The sequence below is a fragment of the Streptacidiphilus sp. PAMC 29251 genome (assembly GCF_054208735.2).
Genome location: NZ_CM135725.2, coordinates 199,050 through 212,869 on the forward strand (window position 1 = coordinate 199,050; position 13,820 = coordinate 212,869).

A 13,820-nucleotide genomic window follows, 5' to 3' on the forward strand; every position below is an offset into this window, starting at 1 on the left:
CGGGACCCGGGTCGGCTTCGGCGTGGAGTAGAACGGGAGAACTCAGCCGGTGCCGCAATCCGCCCTGCTTCACCTCCCCGACCTGCACACCTGGAGCTACCGGAGCAGCGCCATGGCCATCCGAAGGTGCACAATGCCTCGGCCCGGACCTGTGTGATGGATATGCACATCCCTTTATTTCTTCCGTACCGTGACCGCCGGTCCACACCGAATGGTGTGGGCCGGCGGACCTTTGACCCACCGTCCCCTCATGGGACTTGGTCTACGAGGTGGGCACGGTCCACTTCTGGTTGGCGCCGCCGTCACAGGTCCAGATGTCGAGCTGGGTGCCGTTGGTGGTGTTGAAGCCCGGGTCATCCAGGCACTTACCGGTCGCCGGGTTCACCAGGGTGCCGTTGGTGCGCTGCCACTGCTGGTTGGCGCCGCCGTTGCAGGTCCACAGCTCCACCAGGGAGCCGTTCGCCGTTCCACCGCCGGTGATGTCCAGGCAGAGCCCACTGGCCTTGAGAGTGCCGCCGGTGACAGTCCACTTCTGGGCCGAGGTGCCGTTGCAGTCCCACAGGTCGGCCTTGCTGCCGGCCGTAGTGGAGGCGCCGTTGTCGTCCAGGCATTTGGCACCGTTCACGCCCGAGGTGACCGGACCGGCCGGCGACGGGTTGACGACCGAGCCCGGCGGGGCCGCGACCAGCGCGTCCTCGCCGCCGGCCGTGGTGCTGTAGGTCACGGCCGTGACCGGACCGGCCCACACCAGGCCGAAGTTCCCGGAGCCGTCGGTGTCGTGGGCCACGATCGAGTTGCCCTGGGCTGCCAGGAAGCTGTCGAAGGCGGTGGTCTTGGCGGTCTCGGCGAACGCCCGCAGGTCGCGGACGAAGATGCCCTTGAACGCCGGGGCGTCGGCCCCGCAGCTCGACGGCTCGCACGGATCGTACAAAATGCCGTTCTTCGTCAGCCTGGAGGTCGCCGCCGTGGCGATCGAGGTCGCCGTGGTAAGCAGACCGGTGCTGCCGGTCGCCCTGTAGAGCTCGGTCAGCCCGGCCAGGATCACGCCCTGGTTGTAGGTCCAGGTGGTCTCGTTGTTGTTCGCGCAGGAGCTGGTGAGACCGTCGTTGACCAGGTGCGAGCTGTTGATCATGCCGCTGCCGTTGAACCAGGACCACTCGGCATTGGCCCAGCCCAGGTAGGTGGTGTCACCCGGGATGCGGTTATGCAGTCCGGCCGTGACCTGCAGGAACAGCTCGTTGGGGATGGCGTTCTTGTAGTTCCTGGCGTTGCTCCAGTACACGCCGCCGCCGCAGGTGGAGTCCCAGTAGCTGTGCATGTAGTCGGCGTCGTTCCTGGCCATCTGCAGGTAGGAGGCGTTGCCGGTGATGTCGTAGGCCTGGATCCAGGCCAGGGCCCACCAGCCGGTGTCGTCGACGTAGTCGTTGGTGAAGTTGTTCTGCTTGTTGTCGTTGAACGTCGTCGCGTAGGTCGACTGGTACTGGGTGTCACCGGTGGTCTGCTGGTAGGTCAAGATCGTGCTCAGCGCCACCGCCGACGTCCACCAGCCGTCGCCGATCAGGCCGGTCTTGGCGTCGTAGGACTTCATCAGGGCCGCGGCCCCGGCAGAGGCGGGGGTCGTGGCGGCCTTAGCGGTACCGGTCACCCCCGCCATCAGCCCGAGCCCGAGGGCAACGGTGGCCGCGGCGGCGACCAGCCGCCGCAGGACAGGCCTGCGTGTTTCGGTGCGCTTCATGTGCTGGGTACCGTCCACTTCTAGTTGATTCCGCCGCTGCAGGTCCAGATCAGCAAGGGGTGCGGTAGGCGGTGCTGCTGCCCGGGATGCCGAGGCTCTGCCCCGATGCCGGGTTGACGTGTGGTTAGCAAGCGCTGCTACAGCTGGGCGGCGCCCGGCGCGGAGTCGCACCGCACCCCTCGCCCCGTGCTTCAGGCCGACAGGGACCACGTCGGCAGGGACTTGGTGCGCCAGGTGGCATTGGCCACCCCGGCCAGCGAGCCGTACCAGGCGAACACCGCGGTGGCCAGGCCGGCCCAGCCTCCTGCCTGGGTGATCCCGGCATGTTCGCCCAGAGCGCCGATCGTGAGCAGCAGGAAGGTCACGGACAGCGCCGCGAACACTGCGAGGACAACGGCGTTGACTCCGGTCGCGACCACCGTCATGTACACCGTGAAGATCGTCCAGGCCAGTAGGAACAGGCCGGTCGCCTGATGGGCGTGCGCGGGCGGCAGTTTCGGGGCGACGAACTGCACATACGCCGCGAAGGACAGCCAGAACGAGCCGTACGAGGTGAAGGCCAGCGCGCCGAAGGTGTTGTTCCGGCGGAACTCCCACATTCCGGCGAGGAACTGTGCTGCTCCGCCATACCAGAGCGCGAGCGGTAGGACTACCGCCTCCAGTGCCTTGTCGCCGACGATCCCGGCGTTGAAGCAGGACAGCACGAAGGTGGTGAGGGCGAAGGCGCCCAGGCCGAGCGGGCCGGGATCGGCGATCGCCGGTGCGGAGGGTTCAACAGGACTCGAAGTCGTGGGCATGTATATGTTCCAATCCTGGTTCTGGTTCCTAGAGCGGTGCAGGGGTCCGGATGGGGTCGCTTCCCGGTCGCGAGATCGGCCAGGGCGCTGTTGTTGAAACGCCGGTGACCTTGATGATTCTGGGCCGGTCGACCAGGGCGCGGTGGTGCCTGCCTGTGCGGCCGCGTTCAGCGTGTGCTTGGCGCTTGCCGTGGTGCTGGACGCTATCTCCTTGACCGGTACCGACGCTTCGAGAGCGGATGCCGCTGCGACCGACCCGAGGTGCTTGAGGTAGCACATGTGTGTTTCCCGCGTTATCTAAGGCTCATCCGCCCGGCATGGGCATGGGCATGGGCGTGGCGATGCGGCCGGTACCTGGTGATGTGATTCCGCGGTTCTCAGGCGAAGGTTGCTCCCGTCCGGTCACACCTCAGGCGCCGGGTGCGGACCACTTCTGGTTCGTCCCGCCGTTGCAGTCCCAGATCGCGAGCTGGGTGCCGTCGGTGGTGGAGGACGCGGGGTCGTCCAGGCAGCGGCCGGAGGCGGGGTTGCGGTAGCCGCCGTTGTAGGCCTGCCACTGCTGGTTGCCGCCGCCGTTGCAGTCCCAGATCTCGACTTTGCTGCCGTTGGCGGTGCCGGCGCCGGTGACGTCCAGGCATTTGCCGAGCGCGCGCAGGGTAGCGTCGGGGGACGCGGTCCAGGACTGGGCGGTGGTGTTGTTGCAGGACCAGATCTGCGCGGCGGTGCCGTTGGTACTGCCGCCCTTGTTGACGTCCAGGCACTTGCCGGTGATGCCCGAGCGCACGGGGGCGCCGGCGATGGTGACTGGTGCCTTGATCCAGCCGGCCGCGTCGGCGGTCTGGATCCCGGTGTTGAAGGCGTCGGCCATCTTCTGGTATCCGCCGTCGTTGGGGTGGAGCTGGTCGGACAGGTCGGCGGTGGTCAGGGCGCTCATGTCGACCAGGCGGACGTGTTTGCCCGCCGCCTGCTCGGTCTGCACGATGCCGGGGATCGCCTGGTTGAACGCGGGCCGGTTGGGCTCCTCGGTGCTGTTGGTGGACACGATGAGCGTGCCGACCAGGACGGTGGCGTCGGGTGCGTCGGCGGTGATCTGGTCGATCAGCGCGTGCAGTCGGGTGCTGGCGGTGGGGACCTGGTAGTTCTGGTTCAGGTCGTTGGTGCCGATCTCCAGGGTGATGACGTTGGGCCGGTACTGGGCCAGCACGGAGTCGGCGATGCCGGCGATCTGGTCGATCCGCCAGCCGGAGTGGCCCTCGTTGTCCGGGTCGGACATGGTGCCGTTGCGCTGGGTGCCTACGAAGTCCAACGTGTGTCCCTCGCCGGACAGTTCCTTTCCCAGGTCGCCTCGGTAGCTGTTGCCCGTGCTGCTGCCGATGCCCCAGGTGATCGAGTCACCCAGCGGCATCACCCGCAGTGAAGCGGGCGCGGCAGCTGCTGCCTGGGCGTCGGGGCTGCTGGCGTCTGCCGGCAAGGCAGCGCCCACACTGAGCGCAGCCGTAGCCACTGCCACCAAGCCTGCCATGTAGTACCTCATATTCTTTTCCTCTTCTATTGGGGCGGCGGACGAGATGCTTGCACGGTCGCCAGCCGTGGCTGTCCTACCGGCCGGCCGGCGGGGCGGCCGCGCCGTTCACGACGAGGTGGGAACGTTCCACTTCTGGTTGGCGCCGCCGTTGCAGTCCCAAATGTCGAGCTGAGTGCCGTTGGCGGTGGTGGAGGCGAGGATGTCGAGGCAGTGGCCGCTCGCGGGGTTGACCAGGGCCCCGTTGCTGACAGTCCACTGCTGGTTTCCGCCGCCGTTGAAGTTGCACAGGTCCACGAGGGAGCCATTGGCGGTGGTGGCTCCGACGACGTCCAGGCACAGGCCGTTGGTGGTGACTGAGTCGTTGCCCACGGTCCGCTGCTGGGCGGGTGCGTCATCTAGGTACTTGGCCGTGTTGAGGTCAGAGGTGACCGGTCCGGTCACAGTGCCGCCCCCAGTACCCGAGCCCGGGGTGATGGACAGGTCGTCGAATTGGTCGGTGCGACAGCCCTGGATGCCCACCCCCGCCCGCCCGGACTGGAAGGAGCGCGTCGGTGAGCGAACCGACCCGAGTGCCGTCTACCTTGCCGCTGATCGTCGAGCCCTGGAAGTAGGGCTTCAGCTACCGAATCGGAAGTAGAGGGTGCGCGAGTAGGTGCCCGTTGCCGTGTTCTGCTGACTGGCCGGTCCGAGCTGGGCCGTCGTGTGGAACTTGTTACCGATGGCGGGGATGGCGTCGAGGAAGGACACGTCGCCGCTGGGGAAGGGCGCGGTCGCGTGCACCGGGTCAGCTGGCCAGGTGGGCGTGAACAGGCGCAGGAAGACGTCCTCCTGTGCGGAGACCATGGTGATGGTGCCTTCCGTGGTGTGCAGCGTGGCCCAGTAGAGCTTGGCGTGGTAGCCCTTGAACTCCGGGTAGATGAATCCGGTGTCGCCGGTGACGGTGTCGTTGTAGTCCTTGGTCCACACGTCGGTGGTGACCCCGCGCAGGCGGTTCTTCCAGACACGGTAGGGGCCGCGTCCGAGCCAGGTCACTCCGGTCACCTTGGAGGTGGGGTAGTCGAAGTTGACGCCCAGGAAGTCGTAGGTCCCGGTGAGGTGGTAGGTGTAGTCCAGGCGCAGCCAGGCGTTGGTGTCCAGGCGCCAGCGTACGGATTGCAGGTCGCCGGTGTAGGTGGCGGTGACGGTCTGGGCGGCGCCGTCCTGGGCGTGGGTGAGAGCGGTGAGTGTCGATGTGCCGGTGGCCAGGGCAGGTCCGTTGGCCAGGGAGAAGGTTTGTCCGGCGTGGGTCACTGTGTTGAGTCGGCCGCTGGTGCGGGCGATGCTCACCGTGGTGCTTGCGGCGGTCATGGAGACGGTGCTGGTGGTGGTGGTCGAGGTCACGGCGGGGGCGCCGGTCGCTGGGGTGACGAGCCGGGTGGTGTAGTCGGTTGCTTTCTTGATCGTCCAGACCCAGGTGTTGATCTCCGCACCGGACGGGTCGGTGGCGGTGAGCATCAGTGCGTCGGCGCCGTTCCAGTTGGCGGGAAGTCCCAGGGACAGTGTCCCGGTGGCGCCGGGGGCGATGTTGGGGCTGGGACTGGTGCCGTGGGCAGTCACTGTGTGTCCGGTGGTAGTACCTGGTGCCGGATAGGTGACAAGCTGCCAGCTGAATGAGCAGGCGGTGGTGTTGGTGAAGGCGTAGTGGTTGGTCAGTCGGGTGGTGCCGTTGAAGGCGGCGGGGAAGGTGTTCTCGTAGTAGGTGGGGCTGGCCAGCTGGATCGGTGACCAGATGTCCTTGATGGTGGAGAAGCTGCCCTCCTTCTCGCGGAAGGGGCCCACGATGCCGTCTGGTCCGCGGTTGCCGTTGGTGTCGATGGTGCCGCCGCCGTCGTCGCGGCGGATGCCCTCGTCGATGAGTGACCAGATGAACCCGCCGGCTGAGTGTGGGGCTGCGGTCATCAGCTGCCAGTAGTCGTCCAGGCCTGCGCCCGCGCCGCCGTCGTAGAGGCTGTGCAGGAATTCGGTGGGCATGAAGACTGTGGTGCCGGTCAGTTTGGACTTGACGGTGTCGTAGGTCGGGTAGTGGTTGGTGTCGATCTGGCTGAAGTTGGCGGACGGGTGCAGGACCGATCGCCCCTGGGGGTCCCAGCTGGCGAACGCGCTGTCCATTGCGGTGTTCCAGCCGCCCTCGTTGCCGTTGTCCCAGAACAGGATGGAGGGGTGGTTGACGTCGCGGGTGACCATCGCCTGGACCAGGGGGGTGCCCGCTGCGGTGTCGTAGGGGTGCTGCCATCCGGCGAGTTCGTCCAGGACGTACAGGCCCAGTTCGTCGCACAGGTCCAGGAAGTAGGTGTCGGGGGGGTAGTGGGACATCCGTACGGCGTTCATGTTCATCGACTTCATCAGCACGATGTCCTGCCTGGCAAGCCGAGGGCTGGAGGCGCGGCCCAGGGTGGGGTAGAAGGTGTGCCGGCTCACGCCCTTGAGCAGGACCCTGGTGCCGTTGACGTAGAGCCCGTCGCCGGGTCGCACCTGCACCGTGCGGAAGCCGAAGCGCTCGGTGATCTGGTGCACCAGGGCTCCGCCGGCATCAGTGAGCTGGACTGCGACCTGGTAGAGGTTGGGGGCTTCAGCGCTCCACACCCGGGCCCCGGTTACGGTGGTCGACAGCGTGGTCCTGGTGGTGCCGGCGGCCACCGATGCGGAGACGCTGCTGACCGCACTGCTGCCGTCGAGGTTCTGGATCTGGGCGGTCACGCGTCCGGAGCCCACGCTACCCGCGAGGTGCACGTCCAGCGTGAAGGCACCGCTCGTGTCGGCTTTGACGGCCACCCTGTCGACGCGTGCGGTGGGGAACGCCTGCAGGTAGACGGGTCGGAAGATGCCGCCGAAGTTCCAGTAGTCGCCCTCGCGCTCTGCCTGGTTCACCGACGTCTCGGCGGAGTCCTTGGTGACCGTCACCTCCAGCAGGTTGGACTGCCCGGGAAGGATCAGCGCCGTGACGTCGTAGCGGAACCGGTAGAAGGCGCCCTGGTGCACCGGGCCGGCTGAGCGGCCGTTGAGCAGGACGGTGGTATCGGTCATCGCGCCCTCGAAGACCAGGAAGACCTGCAGGCCGGCCCAGGCGGCGGGCGGGGTGAAGCTGTGGCGGTAGTGCCCGTTCTCGCCGGGCGTCAGCGTGCCACCGTAGTTGTAGCTGCCGTAGCCGGAGAACTCCCAGTTCGAGGGAGTAGGCACCGTGCCCCAACTGTTGCTGCGCCGGCCGCCGGTGACCATGAAGTCCCACGGCACGGTACTGTCGGCATCGGTACCGGTCAGGTACATGGTCTGGGTGGCGGCCGCGCCGCCGGCCGCGGCGGACGCGGGCAGGCCGCGTACCGCCCCGGCGGCGGTGAGTCCCGCGGTGACGCCCAGGGCCAGGAAAGTGCGCCGTTGCAGTTCCATGGGAATACCTCCGGTGAAGGGCCCGGCACCGCTGTCGGCGTCCGGTAGGCGGACCAGCGGGCGGTCGCGTCTATTCGCACCGACGCAGTCCGGGGTCCTGGATGGGGGGTGCGCGGCCCCGGGAGCCGGCAGGGCGAGTTTGCGCACCCCGCCGGTGCCCGAAGGTCGCGCGCCGTTGTCGTCCGGTTCGGCTACGGCAGTGCCCAGTGCTGGTTGGCACCGTTGTCGCAGTCCCAGATGTCAACCTGAGTCTGGTTCGCGGTGCTGAAGCCCGGGTCATCGAGGCAACGTCCGGAAGAGGCACTGACCAGTTCGCCATTGGCCTGGGGTGTCCACTGCTGGTCGGTGCCGCCGTTGCAGTCCCAGAGCTGGACCTTGGTGCCATTGGCTGTGCCCTGGCCGGTGACGTCGGCGCACTTGCCGTTGATGTGCAGGACGCCGCCGCTGTAAGTCCAGTTCTGATTGGCGCCGCCGTTGCAGTCGTAGATCACCACCGCGGTGCCGTTGGCGCTGCCGTTGTTGTCGTCCAGGCACTTGCCGTTGATGCCAGAGGTGACCGGGCCGCTGCCCCCGGTGCTCGTTCCGCCCGGGCCGAAGCCGATGACGTGGCCGTCGCGGGTGCCCACGAAGACCCGACCGGCGTCGGAGGCGGGAACCACGAACTTCGCCGCGGTCCCGATCGGTGCGGAGAACCGCAGGTGCAGCTGCCCGCCCTGCGGCACCGCGTCGTACGCCTGCAGGGTGGCCCCGGTGCCGCTGGAGTCGCTGGTGTGCACGATCCACACGATCGCGGACCCTGCGGTGGTACCGGTGGAGGTGACCAGAGGCGAACCAGCTCCCAGGCCGAACGTGGCCGCACTGGTACCGGCGGAGGTGAGCTGCGGCAGGCCGTTGGCGTTGACCGAGCGTTTCAGCGCCCGCAGCGGGCCGCCGTTCTCCACGTCGTAGACGTAGCCGCCGTCCCCGCCCCAGACCGCCGGGTGGTCCCACATCCCGTTGAACGGACCGGCCACCGGTCCCACCGACGCGTCCGTCCCGCCAGGGCCCTGCCCCATGCCGCCCAGGTTGTCGCGGTCCAGCAGGAACACCCGGCCGTCCTTGCCGACCTGCACGAGCAGGTGCGGGTGCGCAGTCGTACCGAAGCTGTCCGGCAGCGCCACCGGGCCCCCCGAGCCGAAGTCCGAGTCGGCCGCGGACAGCTGGGTGTTGTTGGTGGGGCTGAAGAAGTCCTTGGCGGTCAGCGATCCGTCGCCGTTGACCTGCAGGCGCACCACCGAGTCACCAAGCCCCGCCGGCGGACTGCTGCCGGGACCGCGGGCTGGGTCGACGCCGTTGCCGCTGGTGAAGATGATCCGCCCGGGCCCGTCGGAGACCAGGCCGCCGCCCGACTGCCAGATCGCGGCTTCACCGTCTGCGGTGCCGGCCTCGGCCGACCACAGGGTCGACATCACCGGACTGGTGGTCTTCACACAACGTAGCCACGTAGGGGCCCTTGTCGCACGAACTGCCGAACGCGGCGTAGACCACACCGCCCAGCAGCAGCAGCCCCGGGCGCTGCAACGCGGTCGACACATTGAACGGATGCGCCTTGTCGTTGCTCGGCAGACCGGCGATCGCGACCGGCCAGCCACTGCGCTCGGCGCCGGTGGCCAAATCCACCGAGTGCATGTAGTAGTGCGGCCCGTCGTTGACCTTTGCCAGAAAGAACACCGACTTGGTCGCCGGGTCGTAGACCGGGGTGCTGGTGATCCCGATTTGCGGGGTCAGGTCCCCGCAGTCGGCCCACGGCGCCAGCGGTGCGCCGACGTTGCGCGACCACAGCACCGCTCCAGTCGCAGCGTTGATCCCGTAGACGTTGTTCGCCTCGGTGGCCGCCACCAGGGTTCCCCCGACCACCAGCGGCTGCCCGTAGACCTGGCCGGTGACGGGTGTGGAGAAGATCTGCCCGAAGCCGGTCCCGGGAACCGAAGCCGGACTCAGAGCCGCCTCGTTCGGGTCCCACCCCGTGCGGAAGTTGTCGTAGGACACGGTGGTGTCGTCCGCGAACGCCGTCTGGCACACCAGCGCCGCAGTCGCCATCAGCGCCATACTGGCGAACGCCCGCGCGGCTGAACGACGAAACATGAATCCTCGTAACATGAAACTCCTCGATGGATTCGCGCCCGCACTGGGACGCACTGAAACAGGCACGGGTCGCGGGGGCAGGCCACGGTCGGCAGTTACCGACATGGGCTTCCGCATGCCTGAGCCGGAGCCGGACCGTAGAGGGGCCGGCAGGGCTGGCTGAACGGAAGAAGTGATTTGACCGAGCGCCAGAGGCTCATCAGATCTAGTTAGTTCGATGCGACGAAGACGGATCGGCCTCGGTGGACCATTCGACTCCGACTCGACCGTGCGGCCGACGTCGGCTAGCAAAAGGGAGGTGACCGGCACGTGTCAACCCTCTCGACCGGATTGCCACACGGGCAATCTTTGCGCGATGACACCGTTGTCAGGAACTCACCCCTGCGGTACAGCTCACTCCTTACCGGACTGGGGGGAATCGAGGTGGCAGTAGCCAGCGCCCGGTGGAGAGTTTGCGGCGCGACCCCTTGACTGCTCTCCAAGGGCCCCCTACCGTCGGGCCCGTATCGTATATGAGATCTCCTCTGGGCTGCTTTCGGTACGCCCTGCGTGCTGATCAGTCCCTTCCCGTGCCTTGGAGTGCTGCCTGTGTCCGATGCTCTCGTGCAGTCAGGACGTTCCCTGCCCGGCTCGATCCCCTCCCGCCACCGAGGCGGTCCTGGCGGAGATCAAACACGCCATACTGGTCGGTGAGTTGAAACCGGGTCAGGCTTTGGTGGAGACCGAGCTGGCCGAGCGCCTGGGTGTGTCGAAGACTCCGGTCCGGGAGGCACTCAAGACACTCGCCGGGTCAGGCCTGGTCGTGATGAGTCCCTACAAGGGGGCCTCGGTGCGCGCAGTGGACCGGGCCCTTGCACTCAGCGTCTACGACATGCGGCTGCTGCTGGAACCGGTGGCCGCGGCGCGGACCGCAGCCCGCGCACACCATTCCTGGCTGGAGGCCGTGGCCTCGCTCGATCGCGCCGACCGGGCGGCGGACACCGCCGAGCGCTCCTTGGCGAACCGGGACTTCCACCGATCCCTGTACGCGGGCTGCGGGAACCCGCTCCTGGTCCGCTCGCTGGAGGACCTGCGCGATCAGACGGCCCTGGTCTCCAGTGCGGCGTGGGCTGCCCGGCCGTCGTGGGAACTGGAGGCACGCGAGCACCGGGACATCCTGCGTGCAGCGCAGGACGGGAAGCTGGACCTGCTGGCCGACTTGATGCGCAGCCATATCAGTGCGTTCGTGGCCCGCAACTTTCCCGAGGAAGAGGCGGGGTAGCGTCGAGATGACATCGGATGCACTGCCGCTGGATGCTCTTCGCGCACGGCTCGGCACGGTGGTGGCCATCCCCGTGACGCCCTTCGATGCCCAGGGCCGCGTTGACTGGGACAATCACGCGCACCTGGTGCGCCGGCTGGTCGACCACGGGGTGGAGGTGCTCACTGCCAACGGCAACACGGGGGAGTTCTACACGCTCACCCCGGCCGAGGGGCGTCGCGCAGTGGAGTCCACCGTACTGGCGGCCCAGGGCCGTGCCGAGGTGATGGCTGGTGTGGGCCTGGATGTGGCCGGAGCAGTTGCCGCTGCCTTGCATGCCCGCGACGCGGGGGCCGGATCGCTGATGGTGCACCAGCCCGCCCATCCCTACCGTTCCGCCGAGGGCTGGATCGACTATCACCGCGCTGTCGCGCAGGCGGTGCCTGAGCTGGGCGTCGTTCTGTACATCCGTGACGAGCGCGTCACCGGCGCGCATATCCGCACCCTCGCGGACCAGTGCGGGAACATTGTCGGAGTCAAGTACGCCGTCCCTGATCCCGTGCGCTTCGCCTGCGTGGCCAGAGACGCCGGGCTGGAACGGTTCGCCTGGATAGCGGGCCTGGCCGAACTCTCCACACCCGGGTACTGGGCCACCGGCGCGGTCGGCTTCACCTCAGGACTGGTCAATGTGGTCCCGCGGTTGTCGCTCGCGCTTCTGGAAGCGCTGCGAGGTGGGGACTTCCCCAAGGCCATGCTGATCTGGGAGTCGGCGCGGACCTTTGAGGAGCTGCGCGCCGCTGACGCGTCCGCCGACAACGTCAGCGTGGTCAAGGAGGCGCTGGCTCAACTGGGGCTCAGCCACCGCACGGTGCGCCCGCCCTCACGGACCCTGCCGACGGTGCTACGCGACCGCATCGGCGAACAGATCGCAAAGTGGCGGACGGAGGACTGGCTATGAAGACCCCCGCGCTGACAACTGGAGGCGCTGCCGCGCCGACCAGACAACTGCGGAGCGCGGCCTGGTTCGGCGCCGCCGACGACGTCACCGGCGGGGGCCTTCGGGCCTTCAGCCATCGCTCGCGGATGCGTCAGCTCGGCTACCTCCCGGAGGAGCACCTGGGAAAGCCGGTCATCGCGATCCTCAACACCTGGTCCGACATCAACCCCTGCCACATGCACCTGCGTGAACGCGCTGAGCAGGTCAAGCGTGGTGTGTGGCAGGCGGGCGGCTTCCCCCTGGAGTTCCCGGTGGCGACCCTGTCGGAGACATTCCAAAAGCCCACCCCGATGCTCTACCGCAACCTGCTCGCCATGGAGACCGAGGAACTGCTGCGCTCCTACCCGGTGGACGGCGCGGTGCTGATGGGCGGCTGCGACAAGACCGTCCCCGCCCTGCTGATGGGTGCCGCGAGCGCCGGTCTGCCTGCCCTGGTCCTGCCGTCGGGCCCGATGCTGCGCGGCCACCACCGGGGCCAGCCCCTTGGCAGCGGAACCGACCTGTGGGCCTACTGGGAGGAGTACCGGGCGGGACGGATCGGTGAGTGCGAGATGTCGCAGGTCGAGTGCGGTCTGGCGCGGTCCCCGGGCCACTGCATGACCATGGGCACCGCCTCCACCATGACCGCCGCCGCCGAGGCCCTGGGCATGGCACTGCCCGGGTCCTCGGCGATTCCTGCGGTGGATTCCGCCCACCACCGGATGGCGGCCGCGGCAGGTCGGCGGATCGTGGGACTGGTCAAGGAGGACATTACCCCGGCCGCGGTGATGACCCGGGAGGCCTTCGAGGACGCGGCCGCGACCGTGCTCGCCCTGGGCGGCTCCACCAACGCCCTGATCCACCTGATCGCCATGGCCGGTAGGCTGGGGGTCCCCTTGTCCCTGGAGGACTTCGACGCGATCGGCCGCCGCGTCCCGGTACTCGCGGACGTACGACCGGTAGGCACCTACCTGATGGAGGACTTCTACTACGCCGGCGGCCTCCCCGCGCTCCTGCAGCAGCTGAGCACGGTCCCGGGCACACTCCACCCGGACCGGATCACCGTGGCCGGCCAGCCGTTCGCCGACTACTTCGCCGACGCAGAGATCCACGGCCCCGCCATCCGAACCCCGGCAGACCCGCTCTCCCCGCACGGCGGGGTAGCGGTGCTGCACGGCAACCTCGCCCCGGGCGGCGCGGTGATCAAACACCTGGCCGCCACCCCGGCACTCCTGCGGCACACAGGTCCCGCCGTCGTCTTCGACTCCTACAGCGCCCTACTGCACGGCATCGACGACCCGGAGTTCGCCATCACGAAGGACACCGTCCTGGTCCTGCGAGGCACCGGCCCCCTGGGCGGCCCGGGCATGCCGGAGTACGGCATGCTGCCCATCCCCGCCTATCTCCTGAAGCAAGGCGTGAGGGACCTGGTGCGGATCTCCGACGCCAGGATGAGCGGAACCAGCTACGGCACGTGCGTCCTGCACATCGCCCCCGAGTCCCATGCGGGCGGACCCCTCGCACTGGTGCGCACCGGCGACCTCATCACTCTCGACGTTCAGCAGCGACTACTCCAACTCGACGTCGAACCAGCCGAACTGGAACTGCGCCGCCGCGCCTGGACACCACCGGCTCCGGTCTTTACCCGCGGCTACGGCGCCCTCTACGCCGATCACGTCACCCAGGCCGATGAGGGCTGCGACTTCGACTTCCTCGCCACACCGGGCCGCGACCCGGCACCCGACCCACGCTAAAGCCGCACCACAGCCTAGTCGAGACGCGTTCGCCACCACACCAACGAAGGGCTTCATCCGCCATGCCCGACAACAGCGAAAGCACACCGCACCTGCCCGGCCTCTCGCGCCGCCGAGTCCTGTCCACACTCGCCGCCGGCGCGGCCGCCGTCCCCGTCCTGGCGGCCTGCTCCGCCCCCAGCAGCCCCGCGGACACCGCCCCCACCGCACCCGGCCACCTGGCCAGCGCCCCGGCCAAACCGGTCA

The 13,820-nt window shown here is 68.2% G+C and carries 10 protein-coding genes; 3 read left to right on the forward strand and 7 right to left on the reverse strand.

Annotated elements, in window-relative coordinates:
- Nucleotides 1-262: 262 nt before the first annotated feature.
- The 7 genes from ACXKR8_RS01090 to ACXKR8_RS01120 all read right to left on the reverse strand — a co-directional run bounded on the left by ACXKR8_RS01090 (nucleotide 263) and on the right by ACXKR8_RS01120 (nucleotide 9,559).
- Nucleotides 263-1,735, reverse strand: a complete 1,473-nt coding sequence (locus ACXKR8_RS01090) for a glycoside hydrolase family 76 protein (RefSeq protein ID WP_458271028.1) — start codon at nucleotides 1,733-1,735, stop codon at nucleotides 263-265.
- A 191-nt stretch (nucleotides 1,736-1,926) separates the two neighbouring features.
- Nucleotides 1,927-2,532, reverse strand: a complete 606-nt coding sequence (locus ACXKR8_RS01095) for an acetate uptake transporter (RefSeq protein WP_458271029.1) — start codon at nucleotides 2,530-2,532, stop codon at nucleotides 1,927-1,929.
- Nucleotides 2,533-2,941: 409 nt separating this feature from the next.
- A complete protein-coding gene (locus ACXKR8_RS01100) occupies nucleotides 2,942-4,066 on the reverse strand; it encodes a ricin-type beta-trefoil lectin domain protein (protein ID WP_458271030.1) in 1,125 nt (374 codons plus the stop codon).
- A 96-nt stretch (nucleotides 4,067-4,162) separates the two neighbouring features.
- On the reverse strand, nucleotides 4,163-4,426 hold the full coding sequence (locus ACXKR8_RS01105) for an RICIN domain-containing protein (RefSeq protein ID WP_462100222.1): 264 nt from the start codon (nucleotides 4,424-4,426) through the stop codon (nucleotides 4,163-4,165).
- A 246-nt stretch (nucleotides 4,427-4,672) separates the two neighbouring features.
- Nucleotides 4,673-7,480, reverse strand: a complete 2,808-nt coding sequence (locus ACXKR8_RS01110; RefSeq protein WP_458271032.1) for a glycoside hydrolase family 2 TIM barrel-domain containing protein — start codon at nucleotides 7,478-7,480, stop codon at nucleotides 4,673-4,675.
- A 191-nt stretch (nucleotides 7,481-7,671) separates the two neighbouring features.
- Entirely contained in the window at nucleotides 7,672-8,949 is a 1,278-nt protein-coding gene (locus ACXKR8_RS01115) for a ricin-type beta-trefoil lectin domain protein (protein ID WP_462100223.1), read from the reverse strand.
- Entirely contained in the window at nucleotides 8,885-9,559 is a 675-nt protein-coding gene (locus ACXKR8_RS01120; protein WP_462100224.1) for an outer membrane protein assembly factor BamB family protein, read from the reverse strand. The genes ACXKR8_RS01115 and ACXKR8_RS01120 overlap by 65 nt, the downstream gene beginning before the upstream one ends.
- Before the next feature lie 640 nt (nucleotides 9,560-10,199).
- On the opposite strand from ACXKR8_RS01120, the gene ACXKR8_RS01125 reads away from it, so the two are divergent.
- From ACXKR8_RS01125 to ACXKR8_RS01135, 3 genes are read left to right on the forward strand one after another with little or no spacing between them, the layout of a single operon-like run.
- Nucleotides 10,200-10,865, forward strand: a complete 666-nt coding sequence (locus tag ACXKR8_RS01125; RefSeq protein ID WP_462100225.1) for a GntR family transcriptional regulator — start codon at nucleotides 10,200-10,202, stop codon at nucleotides 10,863-10,865.
- Between the two features lie 7 nt (nucleotides 10,866-10,872).
- Nucleotides 10,873-11,802 carry a dihydrodipicolinate synthase family protein gene (locus tag ACXKR8_RS01130; RefSeq protein WP_458271035.1) on the forward strand — a complete coding sequence of 310 codons (930 nt, stop codon included), beginning with the start codon at nucleotides 10,873-10,875 and terminating at the stop codon, nucleotides 11,800-11,802.
- Nucleotides 11,799-13,574: an IlvD/Edd family dehydratase gene (locus ACXKR8_RS01135; RefSeq protein ID WP_458271036.1), complete on the forward strand. Its 1,776-nt coding sequence runs from the start codon at nucleotides 11,799-11,801 to the stop codon at nucleotides 13,572-13,574. The genes ACXKR8_RS01130 and ACXKR8_RS01135 overlap by 4 nt, the downstream gene beginning before the upstream one ends.
- The last annotated feature ends 246 nt before the right edge of the window (nucleotides 13,575-13,820 follow it).

Bases quoted from the DNA above. Each gene is read 5' to 3' on its own strand.
- ACXKR8_RS01090 (WP_458271028.1), bottom strand. From the start codon at position 1,735: ATGAAGCGCACCGAAACACGCAGGCCTGTCCTGCGGCGGCTGGTCGCC.
- ACXKR8_RS01095 (WP_458271029.1), bottom strand. From the start codon at position 2,532: ATGCCCACGACTTCGAGTCCTGTTGAACCCTCCGCACCGGCGATCGCC.
- ACXKR8_RS01100 (WP_458271030.1), bottom strand. From the start codon at position 4,066: ATGAGGTACTACATGGCAGGCTTGGTGGCAGTGGCTACGGCTGCGCTC.
- ACXKR8_RS01110 (WP_458271032.1), bottom strand. From the start codon at position 7,480: ATGGAACTGCAACGGCGCACTTTCCTGGCCCTGGGCGTCACCGCGGGA.
- ACXKR8_RS01120 (WP_462100224.1), bottom strand. From the start codon at position 9,559: ATGGCGACTGCGGCGCTGGTGTGCCAGACGGCGTTCGCGGACGACACC.
- ACXKR8_RS01125 (WP_462100225.1), top strand. From the start codon at position 10,200: ATGCTCTCGTGCAGTCAGGACGTTCCCTGCCCGGCTCGATCCCCTCCC.
- ACXKR8_RS01130 (WP_458271035.1), top strand. From the start codon at position 10,873: ATGACATCGGATGCACTGCCGCTGGATGCTCTTCGCGCACGGCTCGGC.
- ACXKR8_RS01135 (WP_458271036.1), top strand. From the start codon at position 11,799: ATGAAGACCCCCGCGCTGACAACTGGAGGCGCTGCCGCGCCGACCAGA.